This is a genomic window from Pusillimonas sp. DMV24BSW_D (assembly GCF_011388195.1).
In the GTDB taxonomy this organism is placed as follows: Bacteria; Pseudomonadota; Gammaproteobacteria; order Burkholderiales; family Burkholderiaceae_B; genus Neopusillimonas; species Neopusillimonas aestuarii.
This window is the reverse complement of the sequence record NZ_CP049990.1, coordinates 2,677,415-2,697,828: the sequence shown is the minus strand read 5'-3', so window position 1 is coordinate 2,697,828 and position 20,414 is coordinate 2,677,415. Positions and strand designations below refer to the sequence as shown.

Here is a 20,414-nt window from a genome sequence, read left to right as displayed (position 1 = left end):
GACGAGGCCTTTAGTGTGAAGGTATTGCTACCTGGCGCAAAAGGCCTGCGATTAGTTCAACAGGTCTTTAACGCCGTCGCGCTCTTCAAGAAGTTCGTTCAAGGTTTTGTCCATACGTTCGCGTGAGAACGAATCGATTTCCAGTCCTTCAACAATTTTGTACTTACCGTTTTCCGTGGTAACAGGGAAACCGTACATGATGCCTTCAGGAATACCGTAGGAACCATCTGAGGGGATGCCCATGGTGACCCACTTGCCGTTTGAGCCCAGCACCCAGTCGCGTACGTGATCAATGGCGGCATTGGCGGCAGAAGCGGCGGAAGACAAACCACGCGCCTCGATGATGGCGGCACCACGCTTGCCGACAGTAGGAATAAACGTGTCACGGTTCCAGGCGTCGTCGTTGATGACTTCGGCCAACTTGTCGCCGTTCGCTGTGGCAAAACGGATGTCGGGATACATGGTGGGAGAGTGGTTGCCCCACACGATCAGTTTTTCGATGTCGGCTACTTTCTTGCCGGACTTTTCGGCCAACTGCGATAAGGCGCGGTTGTGGTCCAGGCGCAGCATGGCCGTGAAATTTTCAGCGGGCAGGTCGGGGGCCGACTTCATGGCAATGTAAGCATTGGTGTTGGCGGGGTTACCCACAACCAGAACCTTCACATTGCGCGAAGCAACGTCATTCAATGCTTTGCCTTGCTCGGTGAAAATTTTGGCGTTCATTTGCAGCAGATCTTTGCGTTCCATGCCGGGGCCGCGAGGGCGTGAGCCAACCAGCAAAGCAACGTCGGCGTCTTTAAACGCTTCACGAGGGTCGCTGTGAGCTGTCATGCTTTCAAGCAACGGAAATGCGCAGTCGTCCAGTTCCATCATGACGCCCTTCAGCGCTTTTTGTGCTTTTTCATCTGGGATTTCCAGCAGTTGAAGAATAACCGGCTGGTCTTTACCCAGCATTTCGCCGGAAGCGATGCGGAACAAAAGAGCGTAACCAATTTGGCCGGCAGCGCCGGTTACGGCAACGCGCATGGCGGGTTTTGACATGAGCAAATCTCCGAAAAAGGTGAGAACAGAATTAAATGTGGTAACTCAACCCTGCAGTTTAAATCGTTTGAAGATTAGTGGAAATTACCCCTGTCGTCAAATATCTTATATCTTATATAAGACAAAAGAGTATTAGACAGAAAACGCGAAGCGTGCGAGAATGGCGGGCGTTTTCGAATCCGGTGCTAGGCACAGAATCCTGTTACAAGTATGGCTGATCATTCTTCCATCGACGATGCGGTTATGGCGGGTCGCGCGGCAAGTAGCGCGGCGTATAGCCCGTTGTATCAGCAAATCAAGGCACTGCTATTGCAGAGTCTTGATCAGGGTGAATGGAAGCCGGGAGAGGCGATTCCCAGCGAGTTCGAGCTGGCCGCGCGGTTTAATGTCAGCCAGGGGACGGTGCGTAAAGCCATTGATGAACTGGCCGCCGATCATTTGCTGATTCGCCGGCAGGGTAAAGGCACTTTTGTGGCGACGCACAACGAGGCAAAAGTGCGGTTTCGTTTTTTGCGGCTTACCCCCGACGACGGTAAAGTCAAGCCCTCAAGCAGTCGTATCATCGACTCCAGGCGCATCAAGGCGCCGGTTGATATTGCGCGATTATTGGATTTGCGTCCATCTGATACTGTGGTGAACGTGCGTCGTGTGCTGTCTTTTGAGCAAACGCCCACGATTTTGGACGATATCTGGTTGCCTGCTGCTGTATTCAAAGGGTTAACGGCCGAGTCGTTGACCCGTTATCGTGGCCCTTTGTACGCCCTTTTTGAGTCAGAGTATGGGGTGAGCATGGTGCGGGCCGAAGAGAAAATCAAGGCGGTTGCCGCCTCCGACGATCAGGCCGGGCTTTTGAATATTGTTTCAGGAAGTCCGGTGCTCCAGGTTGAGCGTGTGTCGTTCACTTACGGCGATCGTCCCATGGAATTAAGAAGGGGCTTATACCTGACCGACCGGTTTCATTACCGTAATACGTTAAGTTGATTTGTTACTGTATTTGATCCCGTTCCCGGAAATAAGCGAAAATACTAATAGCATTTTGCAATAAATTGTTTGTTTAACCTCGAGGCCATCATGTCCGATTCAGCTTCCAAGCCGCGTCCGCAGTACCGCAATCTAAGCGTGCCGCAGATTCTCAGCTACCATCTGCCTTTGGCAGGCAAATCCTCTATTTTGCACCGCGTCAGCGGCGCATTGCTTTTTCTCTGTTTGCCGCTGGTTATTGTGCCGTTGTTCGCCCTTAGCGTGACGTCGCCCGAGTCATTTGCTTCCATTCAGGGCTGGGTTTCCAACCCTTTGTTCAAACTGGTATTGCTGGTTCTTATCTGGGGTTATTTACACCATTTTTGTGCCGGCATACGCTACTTGATTCTCGACCTGCATATTGGCATGGATAAGGTTTCCGCTCAGAAGAGCGCCGGCGTGGTGTTTGGTGTCAGTTTGGCACTGACATTGATCTTCGGTCTTAAATTGTTTGGAGTCTGGTAATGGCTACTCAGGAACGTATTGGTACTAAACGTTTAGTTGTGGGTGCCCATTACGGCACATTTGATTTCATCGTACAGCGCTGTACCGCCATTATCATGGCCGTTTACACGCTGGTTCTGTTTTTCGGGGTTCTGTTCACGTCGGGCATGAGTTTCGAAAGCTGGCAGAATTTGTTCACTTTCCAACTGGGTGCAATACCCGCAGGGCAGTTGCTGGCAACGTTGGCGTTTTTGTCACTGGCCTGGCACGCGTGGATTGGTGTTCGCGATATCTGGATGGACTATGTCACTTCCGCAGGCTTGCGCCTTTTCCTTCAGGTGCTCACTGTTTTGTGGCTGATTGGTTCTGTTGTTTATTTCGCTAAAGTTCTTTGGAGTCTATAAACCGTGACTGCTGTCAAAAAATCCTTACCTCGCCGCCAGTTCGATGTGGTGGTTGTAGGCGCCGGCGGGTCCGGCATGCGTTGCTCCTTGCAACTGGCGCAAGCGGGTTTATCGGTTGCGGTGTTGTCCAAGGTATTTCCTACTCGTTCTCATACGGTCGCAGCCCAGGGCGGCGTTAGTGCTTCGTTGGGCAACATGAGCGAAGACCATTGGTATTGGCACATGTACGATACCGTGAAAGGGTCCGATTGGCTGGGCGATCAAGACGCAATCGAGTTTATGTGCCGCGAGGCGCCTAACGCGGTTTACGAGCTTGAACACTTTGGTATGCCGTTCGACCGTAACGCCGACGGTACTATTTACCAGCGCCCGTTCGGTGGCCACACGGCTAATTTCGGTGAAAAGCCTGTGCAGCGTGCCTGTGCAGCGGCCGACCGCACCGGTCATGCCATGTTGCATACGCTTTATCAGCGCAACGTGGCTGCACGTACCCAGTTTTTTGTAGAGTGGATGGCCCTCGACTTGTTGCGTAACGATGCAGGCGATGTGCTGGGCGTTACCGCTCTGGAGATGGAAACCGGTGATATCTACGTTCTGGAGGCCAAAACAACGGTGCTGGCAACCGGCGGCGCGGGTCGTATCTGGGCGGCTTCCACCAATGCGTTCATCAACACGGGTGACGGCTTGGGTATGGCCGCACGCGCGGGTATTCCGTTGCAAGATATGGAGTTCTGGCAGTTCCACCCAACGGGTGTGGCCGGTGCCGGCGTGCTTATTACAGAAGGGGTGCGTGGTGAGGGCGGTATTCTGCTGAACAAAGACGGCGAGCGTTTTATGGAACGCTACGCGCCCACACTGAAAGATTTGGCGCCACGGGATTTCGTGTCCCGCTCCATGGACCAGGAAATCAAGGAAGGTCGTGGTTGTGGCCCCAATGGCGATCACGTATTGCTGAAGCTCGACCATCTGGGGGCCGATGTGATCAACAAGCGTTTGCCTTCCATTCGTGAAATTGCCATTAAGTTCGGCAACGTCGACCCCATTAAAGAGCCTATCCCTGTCGTGCCTACCATTCACTATCAAATGGGTGGTATTCCAGCGAATTACCATGGCCAGGTGCTTGAAACGCACAATGGCGAGTCGAAGGTGGTTAATGGCTTGTATGCCATTGGTGAGTGCGCGGCTGTTTCGGTTCACGGCGCCAATCGTCTGGGTACGAACTCCTTGCTGGATCTTATTGTCTTTGGCCGTGCAGCGGGCAATCATATTGTGGATGCTCACCCTGAACGCCAACATGCACACGAGACCATTCCAGAGTCCAGTATCGATTACTCCCTTGACCGCGTGAACAAGCTGGAAAGCCGCACCTCCGGCGAGAAATCGCAGGACGTCGGTAACGATATGCGCAATGCGATGCAGTTCCATTGTGGTGTATTCCGTACGCTGGAGCTGCTGAACAAGGGTGTTGATGCAATTGAGGCGCTGGTGCCACGTGTTGACAACCTGTATTTTTCAGACAAGTCCAAAGTGTTCAATACGGCGCGTATCGAAGCCCTGGAAGTGACCAACATGATTGAAGTGGCCCGGGCCACGATTAAGTCTGCGGCAAATCGCACGGAAAGTCGCGGTGCCCACGCCTTGAGCGATCATCCGGATCGTGACGATGAGAACTGGTTGCGTCACACCATGTGGTATTCCAACGGCGGTAAGCTGGATTACAAGCCGGTTCAAATGCAGCCGTTAACGGTTGAAAGCGTCCCACCCAAGGCACGGACCTTCTAAGTAGGAATTGAAATGAGCGAAAAACGTATCGTCAAGTTTGAAATTTATCGCTACGATCCCGACAAGGACGAGCGTCCGTATATGCAGAAACTCGAGGTTGAGCTGCAGCCAACCGACAAAATGCTGCTCGATGCCTTGGTGCGGATCAAGAATGATGTCGACGACAGTCTGGCTATTCGTCGTTCGTGTCGTGAAGGGGTATGTGGATCCGACGCAATGAACATCAATGGCCGTAATGGTTTGGCTTGTACCACTAACCTACGCGAGTTGAAGCAGCCCATTGTGCTGCGCCCACTGCCCGGGTTGCCGGTTGTGCGGGATCTGATCGTCGACATGACACATTTCTTCAATCAGTACCATTCGGTTAAACCGTTCCTGATCAACGATCAGCCTCCTCCAGAGCGCGAACGTCTGCAAACGCCGGCGGCCCGTGAAGAGATCGACGGCTTGTATGAGTGCATTCTTTGTGCCTGTTGTTCAACGTCTTGCCCGTCGTTCTGGTGGAACCCCGACAAGTTCGTTGGCCCGGCAGGTTTGTTGCAGGCCTACCGGTTTATTGCCGATTCACGTGATGAAGCAACGGCTGAACGTTTGGATAATCTTGAGGATCCTTATCGTTTGTTCCGTTGCCATACCATTATGAACTGTACGGAAGTCTGTCCGAAAGGGTTGAATCCGTCCAAGGCAATCGGAAAAATCAAAGAATTGCTGGTTCGTCGCAGCATTTAACGTGCTGTGAGTGTATGAGCAAAGAATTGACTGAACTTGAGCGTGCCCGCCTGCGTTGGCGGGCACGACGCGGTTTGTTGGAAAACGACCTGATCATCACGAAGTTTCTCGATCAGTACGAAACTCAACTAACCACTGCCGATGTCGCCGCGTTGACCTGTTTGTTCGATATGGGCGATAACGATTTGCTTGACGTATTGCTGGGCCGCAAGGAGCTGGAAGGGGCATATAACACGCCTGATATCCAGCGTCTGGTAAAGCAAATGCGGGAGCTGTAAATTTTTGAGGAAAAGTAATGCAACTGTCAGATAAAAAAGCCACCCTATCGTTCTCAGACGATAGCGCATCGGTTGAGTTTCCGGTGTACCAGGGCACGATTGGGCCCGACGTTATTGACATTCGCAAGCTGTACGGCCAAACCGGAATGTTTACCTACGATCCGGGATTTCTGGCAACGGCTTCGTGCGAATCGGCCATTACTTACATCGACGGCGATAAAGGCCAGTTGTTGTATCGCGGCTATCCCATTGAGCAGTTGGCTGAAAACTGCGACTTCATGGATGTCAGCTACCTGATCCTGAACGGCGAACTGCCTGATGCTAATCAGAAGCAAGATTTTGATAGCCTGGTAACGCATCACACCATGGTGCACGAGCAACTGCAGTTGTTTATGCGCGGATTCCGTCGCGACGCGCATCCTATGGCTGTGCTTACAGGTTTGGTGGGTGCATTGTCGGCGTTCTATCACGACTCAACCGACATCACGAATGCCCGTCATCGCGAAATTTCGGCGATTCGTCTTATTGCCAAAATGCCTACGCTGGTGGCCATGGCATACAAATACAACCAAGGCCAGCCTTACATCTACCCGCGTAACGATCTTTCCTATACCGGAAATTTCCTGCGCATGATGTTTGCTACACCTTGCGAAGACTATCAGGTAAATGAAGTGGTTGAGCGAGCGCTTGATCGTATCTTTATTTTGCATGCCGATCATGAGCAAAACGCCTCCACCTCAACGGTGCGTTTGTGCGGGTCGTCCGGAACGAATCCTTTCGCAGCCATTGCTTCTGGCGTAGCCTGCTTGTGGGGCCCTGCTCACGGTGGTGCCAACGAAGCTTGCCTGCAAATGCTCGAACAGCTTCAGGCTGAAGGTGGTGTGGCTAAAGTGGGCGAATTCATGGAGAAAGTCAAAGACAAATCTTCGGGCGTTCGCCTTATGGGTTTTGGTCATCGCGTATACAAGAATTACGACCCACGCGCCAAGCTAATGCAGGCAACATGCAAGGAAGTCTTGACAGCGCTGGGCCTGGAAAACGACCCCTTGTTCAAACTGGCCATGGAGCTTGAGCGTATTGCGCTGGAAGATCCATACTTCGTTGATCGCAAACTCTATCCGAACGTTGACTTCTATTCGGGTATCGTTCAGCGCGCCATTGGTATTCCTACCTCGTTGTTTACCGCCATTTTTGCTTTGGCACGTACCGTGGGCTGGATCGCTCAGTGGGATGAAATGTTGTCCGACCCCGAGTACAAAATTGGCCGTCCGCGTCAGTTGTACACGGGCGCTGCGGTTCGCGATATTAAGCGTTAATTTTTATAGGCTGGGTGCTCCAGCCTGCTGCCTTGTAAAGCGGCAGGCTGCAGCTAAATGTTCGAAAAAAGAGGCTGCCGGTATGATTCCGGCAGCCTCTTTTATTGCGCTCTGATGATCACGTATTCGAAGCGTGTTTTGCTTGAGACTCTTGTTGCGCATCCACAACCGCCAGTGCAGTCATGTTCACAATACGTCGAACGGTGGCGCTTGTGGTCAGGATATGGACCGGACGTGCCGCCCCCAGTAAGACCGGCCCCATGGAGACGCCATTACTTCCGGTCATTTTCAACATATTGTAGGTAATGTTGCCGGCATCCAGATTCGGTGTGATTAACAGGTTTGCCGGGCCTTTCAGTGTTGAGTCGGGATAGGCTTTATTGCGAATTTTCTCTGAAAGGGCGGCATCGGCGTGCATTTCACCGTCTATTTCCAAATATGGTGCACGTTCATTAATGAGTTGCCGTGCTTTGGACATTTTGCGCGAAGACTCCGTTGGACGACTGCCGAAGTTGGAATGTGAGAGCAGGGCGATTTTCGGTACAACACCAAAACGCAAAATTTCTGCAGCCGCCTGAATTGTCATTTCGGCAATCTCTTCGGCTGAAGGGTTTTCGTTTACATGTGTGTCGCATATGAATAGCGTTTGGTCGGGCAGCATGAGAACGTTCATGGCTGCATAAGTTTGTACGCCGGGCTTCAAGCCGATAACCTCGTCGATGTAACGTAGTTGGTTGTCAAAACGGCTGGATACTCCGCAAATCAGGGCATCGGCGTCGCCGCGCTGGAGCAGCATGGCGCCGATGAGTGAGTTGTGCTTGCGTACCATGGCCTTGGCAATCTCAGGCGTCACGCCATTGCGCCCTTGAAGCTTGTAGTAGCCCGTCCAGGTTTCGTGGAAGCGCTCATCGTCTTCGGGATTCACAATTTCGATGTTCTCGCCCGGAATCAATCGCAGACCAAATTTGCGCACGCGCATTTCAATGACGGCCGGGCGACCGATTAGAATTGGTTTGGCAATGTTTTCGTCGAGCACGGTTTGTATTGCGCGCAACACGCGTTCGTCTTCACCGTCGGCGTAGATAACGCGCTTGGGCGCATTTTTGGCCTGCATGAACAAAGGTCGCATTAGCTGGCCGGTGTGATACACCAGGCTCATAAGCTTTTGCCGATAAGCCTCCATGTCTTCAATGGGGCGCCGGGCTACGCCCGAAACGGTCGCGGCTTCGGCTACTGCGGGCGCAATTTTGATAATAAGGCGCGGGTCGAATGGTTTCGGGATGATGTAGTCAGGCCCGAAACTCAGTTCCTGCCCCGCATACGCCATCGCAACTTCGTCGTTTTGTTCGGCTTCCGCCAGTTCGGCAATGGCTTTAACACACGCCAGCTTCATCTCTTCGTTAATGACCGTCGCACCGACATCCATGGCGCCGCGGAAAATGAAGGGGAAGCACAACACGTTGTTCACTTGGTTCGGGTAGTCGGAACGACCAGTCGCAATGACGCAATCCGGACGAACTTCTTTCGCAAGTTCAGGCCGTATTTCCGGTTCGGGGTTGGCCAGTGCCAGAATGAGCGGACGTTCCGCCATGCTTTTGACCATTTCCGCTTTCAGCACTCCGGGTGCCGAGCAACCCAGAAACACGTCCGCGTCTGCGCAGACATCAGCCAGTGTGCGGTCATCGGTTTTTTGGGCGTAAGCGGCTTTGGTGGGTTCCATGTTTTCGTCACGGCCCTCCCAAATTACGCCGCGCGAATCAACAACATAGGTGTTTTCTTTCTTTAGGCCCAAATGCACCAGCAAGTTCAAGCAGGCGATGGCGGCGGCACCGGCCCCCGAACACACCAGTTTCACCTCGTCCATTTTCTTGTTTACCACTTTCAGGCCATTCAGAATGGCGGCGGCTGAAATAATGGCGGTACCGTGCTGGTCGTCGTGGAAGACGGGGATTTTCATGCGTTCGCGCAACTTCCTTTCAATATAGAAGCATTCCGGCGCTTTGATGTCTTCGAGGTTGACACCGCCCAGTGTGGGCTCCATTGCAGCGATGATATCAACCAGTTTATCCGGATCGTTTTCAGCTAATTCGATATCGAAAACGTCGATACCGGCGAATTTTTTGAACAAACAACCTTTGCCTTCCATAACGGGCTTTGCCGCAAGCGGGCCAATGTTACCCAAGCCCAGAACAGCCGTCCCGTTGGTTACGACACCGACCAGGTTGGAACGCGATGTGTACTTGGCCGCCGCCTCTTCCCCGCCCTCGTAAATGGCCATGCTGGCCACCGCAACCCCGGGCGAGTATGCCAAAGATAAGTCATCTTGATTGGCCAATGTTTTGGTGGGTGTAACGGAAATTTTTCCGGGCTGGGGGTTGGCGTGATAGTCGAGTGCCAGTTTAGAAAGGTCCGCCTTGGCGTCCATAAAATGATGCTCCTGAAAACAATCTTAAAAATTAAAAGAAACGTAAAAAATACACCATATATAAAATGCATGCATCTTGAAATGCCCAAATTGGCGCAGGTGTCAGTTAATTTCAACGTTGCACTCGTAAATTCGCGGTCTTTCGGGGCTCGCTGTTACATTCCATTTTGTTTGTGGTTATACTTACTTGCAATACGGCACTTGAGGCGTCGTACGTTGCCTTCTGCCCCCCGCTATCCGCTATTCGGTCTGGCCGTGTCGCGGAAGGTTGTCCTGCATCATAACGAGTGAAGCACTCGATCGGTGAAGCGAATATATGTCATCACAACTTGAATCATTAAGTAATTCTTACCTGTTTGGCAGTAATGCCCCTTATGTAGAGGAACTCTACGAAGCTTATCTCGACAATCCTGGTTCGGTAGCAGAGGAATGGCGAAATTATTTCGACCAGCTTCAGCATCTTCCTGCGCCTGACGGCAAGGAAGGTGTCCGTGATCAAGCGCATGCACCTATTCAGCAGTCGTTTGCCGAACGTGCCAAAAACAATGCGTTTGTGCGTCACTCGGCTCAGCCCGACCTGGCCGTTGCCGGCAAGCAGGTTTACGTTCAGTCGCTTATCGCGGCGTATCGTTCACTGGGCGCGCGTATTGCTGATCTCGACCCACTGAAGCGCCAGGATCGCCCGAACATACCCGAGCTTGATCCGGCCTTCTATGGCTTAACCGAGTCAGACCTTGACCAGGTTTATTCGGCCACGAACACGTACTTTACCAAATCCGAAACCATGACCTTGCGCGATATGCTCAAGGCATTGCGCGACACCTACTGTCGCTCAATTGGTGTCGAATTCATGCATATCTCCGATCCGGCAGCCAAGCGCTGGATTCAGGAACGCCTTGAGTCAACTCTGGGCGTCCCGGCGTATGCACCCGAGCGCAAGCGACATATTCTTAAGCAACTTACTGAAGCAGAAGGTCTGGAACGGTATTTACATACCAAGTATGTCGGCCAGAAGCGTTTCTCTCTTGAAGGGGGGGAAAGCTTTATCGCTGCGATGGATGAGGTTGTGAACCATGCTGGTGAGAATGGCGTGCAGGAAATTGTCGTGGGCATGGCTCACCGCGGTCGTTTGAACCTGCTGGTGAACATTATGGGCAAAATGCCCGGCGACCTATTTGCCGAATTTGAAGGCAAGTACAGCCAGGTGCTTAGCGATGGCGACGTCAAGTATCACAACGGTTTTTCAAGCGACTTGTCGACTCGTGGTGGCCCTGTTCACTTGTCGCTGGCGTTTAATCCGTCCCATTTGGAAATTGTTAACCCTGTTGTCGAGGGTAGTGTGCGCGCCCGTCAAGACCGTCGCAACGACGAAGAAGGCGATCAGGTCATGCCGGTACTGGTTCATGGCGACGCCGCCTTTGCCGGCCAGGGCGTTGTAATGGAAACCCTGAACCTGGCGCAAACGCGCGGTTATGGTACGGGCGGTACATTCCACATCGTGATTAACAACCAAATTGGTTTCACGACGTCCGACCCACGCGATTCTCGTTCCACGCTTTACTGTACCGATGTTGTAAAAATGATTGAGGCTCCGGTGTTCCATGTGAACGGCGATGACCCCGAGGCAGTGGTTTACGTTACTGAGTTGGCGCTCGATTACCGCCGGCAGTTCAAGCACGACGTCGTTGTGGATATTGTGTGTTTCCGCAAACTGGGTCACAACGAACAAGACACGCCGTCTCTTACCCAGCCGCTGATGTATAAAAGCATTGGCCAGCATCCCGGCACACGCAAGTTTTACGCCGACAAACTGATTGCGCAAGGTGTGTTATCCGACAACGAGCCCGATGATATGGTCAAAGACTATCGTCAGCTCATGGAAGACGGGCAAAAAACAGTTGAACCTGTTTTAACCGACTACAAGAACAAATATGCAACCGATTGGTCTCCATTCCTGAATGCAAAATGGACGGATCAAGCCGACACGGCAATTCCCCTGGCCGAGCTTACTCGTATTGGTGAGCGCATAACCACGGTGCCTGATAATTTCACTGTGCACCCGTTGGTCAAGCGCTTGTTGGGTGAACGCCAGAAAATGGCCCGTGGCGAGCAGCCCCTGGACTGGGGTATGGGCGAGCACCTGGCGTTTGCAACACTGGTTGCGTCTGGTTATCCCATTCGGATCACAGGTCAGGACTCAGGTCGCGGCACGTTTACCCATCGTCATGCTGTGTTGCACGACCAGAAACGTGAGCGCTGGAATGACGGTGCTTATATCCCGCTGCAAAATGTGTCTGAAAACCAGGCGCTGTTTTCAGTCATCGATTCGGTCTTGTCGGAAGAAGCCGTTCTGGCGTTCGAGTATGGTTATGCATCGGCTGAGCCCAATACGCTAACTATTTGGGAAGCCCAGTTTGGCGATTTCGTGAACGGTGCCCAGGTAGTGATTGATCAATTCATTTCTTCTGGTGAGGCCAAGTGGGGTCGTCAATGCGGTCTGACACTCATGTTGCCGCATGGTTATGAAGGTCAAGGGCCTGAGCACTCTTCGGCACGTATCGAGCGTTTCCTGCAATTGTGTGCAGACAACAATATGCAGGTCATCCAGCCCACTAACGCGGCACAAATTTTCCACGTGCTGCGTCGTCAGATGATCCGGCCGTTCCGCAAGCCGCTCATTTTGTTCACCCCCAAATCATTGCTGCGTAATAAGGATGCAACTTCACCCTTAACTGATTTGGCGGACAAGCATTTCATGCCGGTCATCGGTGAAACCCATGACGAGATTAACGCCGAGCAGGTTAAACGCGTGCTGATTTGTTCGGGCAAGGTGTACTACGATTTAATGAATGCCCGCAAAGAGCGTGAACGCAGCGATGTCGTCATTTTGCGTATTGAGCAGTTGTATCCGTTTGCCCATAAGGCATTCCAGGCTGAATTGCAGAAATACCCCAATGCCAAAGAGATCATTTGGGTGCAGGACGAACCGCAGAATCAAGGGCCCTGGTTCTACATTCAGCATCACTTGTACGAGAACATGACCGACGGTCAGCGCCTGGGTTATGCAGGGCGCTCTGCTTCGGCCTCTCCGGCAGTGGGCTATCTGGCTAAACACGTTGAGCAACAGAGGGCGCTTATTGAGCAGGCGTTCGCCGATAAGTTCAAGGGCGTTGCCCAGTCCCGATAAACGCATATCTAACATTACGGAATCAAAATATTATGGCTATTACAGAAGTTCTCGTTCCCCAATTGTCGGAATCTGTTTCAGAGGCAACGTTGCTCGAGTGGAAGAAAAAACCCGGCGAGGCTGTGGAAGCCGACGAAATCCTGATCGAAGTGGAAACCGACAAGGTTGTGCTGGAAGTACCGGCACCGGCCGCTGGCGTGTTGTCTGAAATTGTTAAAGGCGACGGCAGCACCGTTGGTTCCGGCGAGGTGCTTGCCCGTATCGACAGTGAAGGCAAGGCCAGTGCGCCCAAGGAAGCGCCGGCAAAAGAAGCTGAGCCTGCCAAGCAAGAGGCGGCGCCTGCTAAAGAGGAAAGCGCTCCGGCCGCGGGCGGCTCGAAGTCCTCCGCAGCATCTGCGGCGTCTCCGGCTGCCGGTAAAATTTTGGCTGAAAAAGGTATTGATCCTTCCGATATCGATGGCTCAGGTCGTGGTGGCCGTGTTACCAAAGCCGACGCCATGAGTGCTGAAGCCGGTGCCAAGAAACAACAGGCAGCCGCGCCTGCACCGACCAGTTTGTCTCTTGATGGTCGTCCTGAGCAGCGCGTACCGATGAGCCGCCTGCGGGCTCGCGTGGCCGAGCGCCTGCTTCAGTCGCAGTCAGAAAACGCCATCCTGACTACTTTTAACGAAGTAAACATGCAGGGTGTACTCGATATCCGCGCGCGCTACAAAGACAAATTCGAGAAAGAGCACGGCGTAAAACTGGGCTTCACTTCTTTCTTTGTTAAGGCAGCGGTTGCGGCATTGAAGAAATACCCGGTTGTGAATGCGTCAGTAGACGGCAAAGATATCATCTACCATGGTTATTTCGACATCGGTATTGCCGTCGGTAGCCCGCGTGGTTTGGTTGTGCCTATTTTGCGTAATGCCGACCAACTCACTATTGCTGAGATTGAAAAGCAGATTGCCGATTTTGGCGCTCGCGCCCGCGACGGCAAGTTGGGCCTGGAAGAGCTCACTGGCGGTACATTCTCAATTTCCAATGGCGGTGTGTTCGGCTCAATGTTGTCTACACCTATTATTAATCCGCCTCAATCGGCTATTTTGGGTATCCATGCCACGAAAGATCGCCCGGTTGTCGAAAACGGCCAAATTGTCATTCGCCCCATGAATTACCTCGCACTGTCATACGATCACCGTATCATCGATGGGCGCGAAGCCGTGCTGGCGTTGGTGGCAATGAAAGAGGCGTTGGAAGATCCGCAACGTTTGTTGCTCGACGTTTAAATTTTGGCGGACCAAACTAATTGGATAAACAATGGCTAAGAATTTTGATGTAGTGGTAATCGGGGCCGGCCCCGGTGGTTATATTGCGGCAATTCGAGCTGCGCAACTGGGTATGTCGGTTGCGTGTATTGACGCCTGGAAGACGTCCGATGGCAAGCCCGCTCCCGGCGGCACTTGCACTAACGTAGGTTGCATTCCTTCGAAGGCCTTGCTGCAATCGTCAGAGCATTTTGAGCAAGCCAATCATCATTTCTCGGAACACGGTATCGACGTGAAGGGCGTAAGCTTGAAACTGGATACGATGCTGGGGCGCAAGGAAACGGTAGTCAAGCAGAATAACGAAGGGATTCTGTACTTGTTCAAAAAGAATAAAGTGACCTACTTCAATGGCACGGGCTCTTTCGTTGCCAAGGTCGATGGTGGCTGGTCGATCAAGGTATCAGGTGACAAGGAAGAGGATCTCATCGCTAAAAATGTGGTGGTCGCAACGGGTTCGGCTCCGCGTGAATTGCCAGGCCTGCCGTTTGACGAAAAGAAAATACTCTCGAATGACGGCGCGTTGCGTATCGATGGGGTACCCAAGAAACTGGGTGTGATCGGTGCTGGTGTCATCGGTCTTGAATTAGGCAGTGTCTGGCGCCGTTTGGGTGCTGAAGTGACTGTTCTGGAAGCCATGCCCGATTTTCTGCCCGTCACTGATCAGGCCGTCGCAAAAGAAGCGCTTAAGGTGTTTACCAAGCAAGGCCTGAACATTCAAACCGGCGTGAAAATCGGCGAAGTTAAAACGACCGCCAAGTCTATTACCATTCCCTATACCGATGCCAAAGGTCAAGAGCAGTCCATTTCGGTCGATCGCCTTGTCGTGTCAATTGGCCGTGTCCCGCATACGGAAGGCTTGGGAGTTGATACCGTCGGCTTGAAGCTCGATGAGCGTGGCTTTGTGGTGGTCGACGAAGATTGCCGCACGAATTTGCCCAATGTATGGGCGGTGGGTGACGTTGTTCGCGGCCCCATGCTGGCGCATAAAGCCGAGGAAGAAGGCGTGGCGGTGGCTGAACGTATGGCGGGTCAGCATGGTCATGTGAATTTCGATACGATCCCCAATGTTATTTACACTTCACCGGAAATTGCATGGGTCGGTAAAACCGAGCAGCAATTGAAGAAAGAGGGTGTTCAGTACAATACTGGCTCCTTCCCGTTCATGGCCAATGGGCGCGCGCGGGCTCTGGGTGACACCACCGGTTTTGTGAAAATTCTGGCCGATGCCAAATCCGACGAAGTGTTGGGTGTCCATATTATTGGGCCGTCGGCATCCGAACTGATTTCCGAGGCCGTTACCATCATGGAGTTCCGTGGCGCGGCTGAGGACATTGCGCGTATTTGTCACGCTCATCCAACTTTATCTGAGTCGATGAAGGAAGCCGCGTTGGCGGTTGATAAGCGCGCACTTAATTTTTAATGTTATCGACGTTGTCGTAATGTGCTGCAAAAAGGGGCGGGTTCGCCCCTTTTTGCGTTCAAACTTTTCTTATGAATGTACGTGAATATTATCAGCAGGCGTTAGGCGAACGAGGATTTAGCGCCGACCAGGCACAAGAAGCGGCAATTGATCGCCTGCAACAATTTTATGACGACTGGGTCGTATATAAGCAAGCACGTTCGTCTCCACTGCGCAAGCTGTTCCGCCGTCCTGACATCCCGCGTGGTGTATACATGTGGGGCGGCGTGGGTCGAGGCAAAAGTTTTCTTATGGACGCTTTCTACGCCACCGTGCCGCTTAAACGCAAGGGGCGACTGCATTTTCATGAATTCATGCGAGGTGTGCATCGACAGCTTGATGAAGTCAAAGGCCGGCAAGACCCTTTAGACGAAGTTGCACGCCGTATTTCCAAGCGCTATCGCCTCATTTGCTTCGATGAGTTCCATGTGTCGGATGTAGCCGATGCCATGATTCTGTATCGTTTGTTGCTTAAGCTGTTCGAAAATGGAACGTCGTTTGTCATGACGTCCAACTATGAGCCGTCGACCTTGTATCCGGACGGTTTGCATCGTGATCGTATTCTTCCTGCTATTAAATTGATTCAGGAACGGTTGGATGTTGTTAACGTGGACACGGGAGTTGATTACAGGCGCCGCGCATTAGAGCAGGTCAAAATGTATCTTACGCCATTGAATGCCAAAACGCGTGAGGCGCTGCAGGACGCGTTCGACCGGTTGGCCGATACCGCTCCTCAGAAACCAGTACTCACGGTTGAGCATCGGCAGCTTAAGGCGGTTGCTCTTGCAGGGAGCGTTGTGTGGTTCGATTTTGCCACGATGTGCGGTGGGCCCCGCTCGCAAAACGATTATCTGGAATTGGCCAGCCGTTTTCAAACCGTTATTTTGTCTGATGTGCCGCGTATGGATTCACGACAGGCTTCGGAGGCGCGGCGCTTCACATGGTTGGTCGACGTTTTTTATGATCATAAAGTTAAGTTACTGATTTCCGCAGAGTGTGAGCCGGAAGCGCTTTACACTGAAGGGCCGATGTCCAATGAGTTTCATCGTACGGTATCGCGCTTGCTTGAGATGCAGTCGCGTGAGTACCTTGATGCCGAACGACGCGCTGCGGTAACGCTTTAGCGTGCGGTTGCGTCATTATTTCTATTGAGCGAATTTTTATTTTTATCATGACAACTCGTGTTCTAACCGGTATTACAACAACAGGCACCCCGCATTTGGGGAACTATGCGGGCGCGATCCGTCCCGCCATTGAGTTAAGCCGCCAATCGGGTGTCGATGCCTTCTTTTTCATGGCTGATTATCACGCGCTGATTAAATGTGAAGATCCTGAAAGGGTGGCGCGCTCGCGGTTGGAAATTGCCGCAACCTGGATTGCGGCAGGGTTGGATCCCGAAAAAGTCACCTTTTATCGGCAGTCGGATATTCCGGAAACCACCGAGCTGTGCTGGATGTTGTCGTGCGTAACGCCTAAAGGATTGATGAATCGTGCCCATGCTTATAAAGCCTCAGTAGATCAGAATACCGAGAAAGGTGAGGACCCCGACGACGGTGTGACCATGGGCTTGTTTTCGTATCCGGTACTTATGGCCGCCGACATTCTTATTTTTAATGCGAATAAAGTACCCGTTGGGCGTGATCAAATTCAGCATCTTGAAATGGCTCGCGATATCGCACAACGTTTTAATCACTTATACGGTAAAGGCGAGGCGTTTTTTGTATTGCCCGAGGCGCAGGTTGACGATGAGGTGGCAACCTTGCCGGGTTTGGATGGGCGCAAGATGTCCAAGAGTTACGACAATACCATTCCCTTGTTTGAAGGGGGGTCGCAAGCATTGCGTAACGCAATTATGCGTATCGTGACTGATTCGCGCGAGCCGGGTGTGTCCAAGGATCCCGACAGCTCACATGTATTTGCCTTGTACCGCGCATTCGCGACGCCGGATCAAGCCAGTGCGTTTCGCCGTTCCCTTGAAGAAGGTCTGGGTTGGGGTGAAGCAAAAACGCAACTCTATGAGTTGCTGGAATCCATTATTGGGCCGATGCGTGAAAAATATAATCAATTAATGGCCGACCCGTCGAAAATCGAATCTATTTTGCAGGCCGGCGCGTTGAAAGCACGCAAGCAGTCGGGTGACTTAATGACGCGTTTGCGGGAGGCAGTGGGCTTGCGTGCACCGGTCTCGTCTGCAGGCGACGGCAATAAAGATAAAGCAAAAAGCCGCAGTGCGCGTTTTGTTAGTTTCAGGGAGAATGGAAAGTTCCATTTTCGCCTGTTGTCTGCACAGGGCGAGGAATTGCTTCTATCGGAAGGGTTTGATCAGCCTAAAGACGCGGGTCAGGCCATGGCTGCATTGAAGCAGCAGGGGCCGCAGGCCCTGGCGCTGTTGCAAGACGGTGTTTGGCAATTGGCGTGGCAAGGCCAAACTTTTTGTCATTTGTCTGATGCACAACTGAAAACAGTTGCTGAGGTTGTCCATCAGTTGAATCGCGACGCCGAATAAGGTGGTGGGGAATCCTGAGGTTTCTTGTTACCTTATTATTTCTGCTTGAGCTTGGCGAACGCCGCCGCCATGGCGTTGTTAGCCGGCTGGGCCTGGTTGCCGGGTTTGTTGGGAGCTGACGCGCGTTTCTGGCTGGATTGCATCGGTTTGCCGCTTGCTTTCGAGGCGCCTGACGCTTCACCCGGTACGTCATCAAGACGCATGCTTAAGCCGACGCGTTTGCGGTTTAGGTCAATTTCCATCACCTTTACCTGAACGGTTTGACCCACGCGCACGACATCGCGGGGGTCTTTCACAAAGCGGTTCGACAGCGCCGAAATGTGCACCAGGCCGTCCTGGTGAACGCCAATATCAATAAATGCCCCAAAATTGGCTACATTGGTTACGACACCTTCAAGAACCATGCCTGGTTGAAGGTCGCTTAAAGTATTCACGCCTTCCTTGAATTGCGCTGTTTTAAATTCGGGTCGTGGGTCACGGCCGGGCTTTTCCAGTTCCTGGAAAATATCTTTCACGGTTGGCAGCCCGAAGCGTTCGTCAGTAAATTCGCTTGGCGACAAGCCTTTAAGCCCTCCTTGCCGGCCAACAATTTGTTTTGCCTGTGCATTGATTTTCTTTAGAATGCGTTCGACGACCGGATAGGCTTCGGGGTGAACCGCCGAAGCGTCGAGTGGATTTTGGCCATCGGGAATACGCAAAAATCCGGCGGCTTGCTCGAAGGTTTTCTCACCAAAACGGGGGACTTTCAGCAGGGTCTTGCGGTCGGGGAAGGCTCCGTTTTCATTGCGCCATTCCACAATTTGGCGCGCCAAACCGGCATTCAGGCCGGACACCCGGCTTAATAAGGCGGCCGAAGCGGTGTTGACATCAACGCCAACGGCGTTCACGCAGTCTTCAACCACCGCATCAAGCGATCGTGCCAGCTCCCGTTGGTTGACGTCGTGCTGGTATTGGCCTACGCCAATGGCTTTAGGTTCAATCTTTACGAGTTCGGCCAAGGGATCTTGCAGACGTCGCGCGATCGATACGGCGCCACGTAAACTGACGTCCAGATCGGGGAATTCAAGAGCGGCCAGTTCCGACGCAGAATATACCGAGGCGCCCGCCTCGGAGACAATGACACGGGTGGGGTGAGGCTCGGGTAACAGGTCTTGCAGTTCGGCTGCCAATTGCTCTGTTTCGCGCGAAGCCGTGCCGTTGCCGATGGCGATTAGCTCAACGTGGTGCCGTTGTACCAGTGTGGCCAGTGTTGTTAATGCGCCTTTACGATCTCGTTTTGGTTCGAACGGATAAATGGTGGCTGTTTCCAGTAGTTTCCCCGTTTCGTCGATTACCGCTACTTTTACGCCGGTCCGGATACCGGGATCGAGGCCGATGACGGATTTGGGGCCTGCCGGAGCCGCCAGCAGCAAATCTTTCAGGTTATTGGCAAAAACGTGAATGGCTTCTTGTTCGGCGCGCTCACGCAGCACCCCAATAAATTCAGTTTCAAAAGTGGTCAGCAACTTTACTCGCCACGACCAGCGGCATACTTCGCCCAGCCATTTGGCGCGAGCGGGCGCCTGGTTGTCGAAGCGGGCGCCCAGATGAAGAAACTCGGCGATGCGGGTAATGCAGGGATGGGGCGATTGTTCGTCCAGGTCGGGACTCAAGCCGATACGCAAATCGAGTACACCCTGTTGGCGACCACGCAATAACGCCAAAATACGATGCGAAGGCAGGCTTTTGAGCGTTTCATGAAAGTTGAACCAGTCGCGAAAATTGGCGCCTTCCTGCTCTTTGCCGTCAATGACCTTCGCGTACAGCATGCCGTTCGCTTCTATGTATGAACGCATATGAGCCAATAGGTCGGCATTCTCGGCAAAGCGCTCGGCCAGAATATCTCTCGCACCGTCTAGCGCGGCTTTGTCATCATTGATATTCGCCTCAGCGTTGAAATAAGCACTTGCCAGTGCAAAGGGATCGCTGCTTTTATCGTTCAGAATCGCGTCTGCCAGAGGTTCCAGCCCCGCTTCAATGGCTATTTGCGCGCGAGTGCGACGTTTCGGTTTGTAGGGTGCGTACAAGTCTTCCAGGCGCTGTTTTGTCGTGGCAGACAAAAGGTCTTGCTTTAGCGCTTCTGTTAGCTTACCTTGCTGCTCGATCGATTCCAGAACCGTGTGACGGCGGTCTTCGAGTTCGCGCACATATAGTAAGCGAACCTCCAGCTGTCGTAGCTGACCGTCGTCCAAACCACCGGTTGCTTCCTTGCGATAACGGGCAATAAACGGAACGGTGGCGCCGCCATCCATGAGTTCGACAGCGGTGCGTACCTGGGCCGGGCGCACACGAAGCTCTTCAGCCAATAACGCAATAATGAAATCCGGGCCGGCGCTCTGGTGGGTTTGGGTGGCGGGAGTTTTGTTTTCAGCAATTGTCGACATGTTTTGGATACGGCTTTATTAACTTCAAGCGGGGCATTTTGCCACATTGGGCGCAATCCAGTCTTTTTCGCCAGTTATGATTATGTCTTGACA

Annotated in this window: 15 protein-coding genes; 12 read left to right on the top strand and 3 right to left on the bottom strand. The window is 52.6% G+C overall.

Going from position 1 to position 20,414, the window contains the following annotated elements; translation table 11 throughout:
* Positions 1 to 51: 51 nt before the first annotated feature.
* Complete coding sequence (locus tag G9Q38_RS13005) at positions 52 to 1,041, bottom strand: malate dehydrogenase (protein ID WP_114421804.1); 990 nt, start codon at positions 1,039 to 1,041, stop codon at positions 52 to 54.
* Positions 1,042 to 1,251: 210 nt separating this feature from the next.
* Here G9Q38_RS13005 and G9Q38_RS13000 point away from each other — a divergent pair, with 210 nt between their 5' ends.
* The 7 genes from G9Q38_RS13000 to gltA all read left to right on the top strand — a co-directional run bounded on the left by G9Q38_RS13000 (position 1,252) and on the right by gltA (position 7,014).
* A complete protein-coding gene (locus G9Q38_RS13000) occupies positions 1,252 to 2,022 on the top strand; it encodes a GntR family transcriptional regulator (protein ID WP_166131744.1) in 771 nt (256 codons plus the stop codon).
* Positions 2,023 to 2,112: 90 nt separating this feature from the next.
* Positions 2,113 to 2,526: a succinate dehydrogenase, cytochrome b556 subunit gene (gene sdhC / locus G9Q38_RS12995; RefSeq protein ID WP_114421806.1), complete on the top strand. Its 414-nt coding sequence runs from the start codon at positions 2,113 to 2,115 to the stop codon at positions 2,524 to 2,526.
* A complete protein-coding gene (sdhD, locus tag G9Q38_RS12990) occupies positions 2,526 to 2,909 on the top strand; it encodes a succinate dehydrogenase, hydrophobic membrane anchor protein (protein WP_114421807.1) in 384 nt (127 codons plus the stop codon). Before sdhC ends, sdhD begins: the two co-directional genes overlap by 1 nt.
* A 3-nt stretch (positions 2,910 to 2,912) precedes the next feature.
* Positions 2,913 to 4,691 carry a succinate dehydrogenase flavoprotein subunit gene (gene sdhA / locus G9Q38_RS12985; protein ID WP_166131741.1) on the top strand — a complete coding sequence of 593 codons (1,779 nt, stop codon included), beginning with the start codon at positions 2,913 to 2,915 and terminating at the stop codon, positions 4,689 to 4,691.
* A gap of 12 nt (positions 4,692 to 4,703) precedes the next feature.
* Positions 4,704 to 5,420, top strand: a complete 717-nt coding sequence (locus G9Q38_RS12980) for a succinate dehydrogenase iron-sulfur subunit (RefSeq protein ID WP_114421809.1) — start codon at positions 4,704 to 4,706, stop codon at positions 5,418 to 5,420.
* A 14-nt stretch (positions 5,421 to 5,434) separates the two neighbouring features.
* A complete protein-coding gene (locus tag G9Q38_RS12975; protein WP_119516570.1) occupies positions 5,435 to 5,698 on the top strand; it encodes an FAD assembly factor SdhE in 264 nt (87 codons plus the stop codon).
* 17 nt (positions 5,699 to 5,715) lie between these two features.
* Positions 5,716 to 7,014, top strand: a complete 1,299-nt coding sequence (gltA, locus tag G9Q38_RS12970) for a citrate synthase (RefSeq protein WP_166131738.1) — start codon at positions 5,716 to 5,718, stop codon at positions 7,012 to 7,014.
* A gap of 118 nt (positions 7,015 to 7,132) precedes the next feature.
* On the opposite strand, the gene G9Q38_RS12965 is transcribed toward gltA, so the two are convergent.
* Positions 7,133 to 9,439, bottom strand: coding sequence for an NADP-dependent malic enzyme (locus tag G9Q38_RS12965; RefSeq protein WP_166131735.1), 2,307 nt, complete (start codon positions 9,437 to 9,439; stop codon positions 7,133 to 7,135).
* 316 nt (positions 9,440 to 9,755) lie between these two features.
* Between G9Q38_RS12965 and G9Q38_RS12960 the strand changes: the two genes are divergently transcribed.
* From G9Q38_RS12960 to G9Q38_RS12940, 5 genes are all read left to right on the top strand, one after another.
* On the top strand, positions 9,756 to 12,626 hold the full coding sequence (locus G9Q38_RS12960; protein WP_166131732.1) for a 2-oxoglutarate dehydrogenase E1 component: 2,871 nt from the start codon (positions 9,756 to 9,758) through the stop codon (positions 12,624 to 12,626).
* Positions 12,627 to 12,658: 32 nt separating this feature from the next.
* A complete protein-coding gene (gene odhB / locus G9Q38_RS12955; RefSeq protein WP_166131729.1) occupies positions 12,659 to 13,894 on the top strand; it encodes a 2-oxoglutarate dehydrogenase complex dihydrolipoyllysine-residue succinyltransferase in 1,236 nt (411 codons plus the stop codon).
* A 31-nt stretch (positions 13,895 to 13,925) separates the two neighbouring features.
* Positions 13,926 to 15,353, top strand: a complete 1,428-nt coding sequence (lpdA, locus tag G9Q38_RS12950; RefSeq protein WP_166131726.1) for a dihydrolipoyl dehydrogenase — start codon at positions 13,926 to 13,928, stop codon at positions 15,351 to 15,353.
* Positions 15,354 to 15,424: 71 nt separating this feature from the next.
* The gene (zapE, locus tag G9Q38_RS12945) at positions 15,425 to 16,516 is read left to right on the top strand and encodes a cell division protein ZapE (protein WP_119516565.1); all 1,092 of its coding nucleotides are present in this window, start codon (positions 15,425 to 15,427) and stop codon (positions 16,514 to 16,516) included.
* Positions 16,517 to 16,563: 47 nt separating this feature from the next.
* On the top strand, positions 16,564 to 17,898 hold the full coding sequence (locus G9Q38_RS12940) for a tryptophan--tRNA ligase (RefSeq protein WP_166131723.1): 1,335 nt from the start codon (positions 16,564 to 16,566) through the stop codon (positions 17,896 to 17,898).
* Between the two features lie 35 nt (positions 17,899 to 17,933).
* Here the strand turns inward: G9Q38_RS12940 and G9Q38_RS12935 are convergent, their stop codons facing one another.
* The gene (locus G9Q38_RS12935; protein WP_166131720.1) at positions 17,934 to 20,321 is read right to left on the bottom strand and encodes a Tex family protein; all 2,388 of its coding nucleotides are present in this window, start codon (positions 20,319 to 20,321) and stop codon (positions 17,934 to 17,936) included.
* Positions 20,322 to 20,414 lie beyond the last annotated feature (93 nt).

Bases quoted from the DNA above. Each gene is read 5' to 3' on its own strand.
- G9Q38_RS13005 (WP_114421804.1), bottom strand. From the start codon at position 1,041: ATGTCAAAACCCGCCATGCGCGTTGCCGTAACCGGCGCTGCCGGCCAA.
- G9Q38_RS13000 (WP_166131744.1), top strand. From the start codon at position 1,252: ATGGCTGATCATTCTTCCATCGACGATGCGGTTATGGCGGGTCGCGCG.
- sdhC (WP_114421806.1), top strand. From the start codon at position 2,113: ATGTCCGATTCAGCTTCCAAGCCGCGTCCGCAGTACCGCAATCTAAGC.
- sdhD (WP_114421807.1), top strand. From the start codon at position 2,526: ATGGCTACTCAGGAACGTATTGGTACTAAACGTTTAGTTGTGGGTGCC.
- G9Q38_RS12980 (WP_114421809.1), top strand. From the start codon at position 4,704: ATGAGCGAAAAACGTATCGTCAAGTTTGAAATTTATCGCTACGATCCC.
- G9Q38_RS12975 (WP_119516570.1), top strand. From the start codon at position 5,435: ATGAGCAAAGAATTGACTGAACTTGAGCGTGCCCGCCTGCGTTGGCGG.
- gltA (WP_166131738.1), top strand. From the start codon at position 5,716: ATGCAACTGTCAGATAAAAAAGCCACCCTATCGTTCTCAGACGATAGC.
- G9Q38_RS12965 (WP_166131735.1), bottom strand. From the start codon at position 9,439: ATGGACGCCAAGGCGGACCTTTCTAAACTGGCACTCGACTATCACGCC.
- G9Q38_RS12960 (WP_166131732.1), top strand. From the start codon at position 9,756: ATGTCATCACAACTTGAATCATTAAGTAATTCTTACCTGTTTGGCAGT.
- odhB (WP_166131729.1), top strand. From the start codon at position 12,659: ATGGCTATTACAGAAGTTCTCGTTCCCCAATTGTCGGAATCTGTTTCA.
- lpdA (WP_166131726.1), top strand. From the start codon at position 13,926: ATGGCTAAGAATTTTGATGTAGTGGTAATCGGGGCCGGCCCCGGTGGT.
- zapE (WP_119516565.1), top strand. From the start codon at position 15,425: ATGAATGTACGTGAATATTATCAGCAGGCGTTAGGCGAACGAGGATTT.
- G9Q38_RS12940 (WP_166131723.1), top strand. From the start codon at position 16,564: ATGACAACTCGTGTTCTAACCGGTATTACAACAACAGGCACCCCGCAT.
- G9Q38_RS12935 (WP_166131720.1), bottom strand. From the start codon at position 20,321: ATGTCGACAATTGCTGAAAACAAAACTCCCGCCACCCAAACCCACCAG.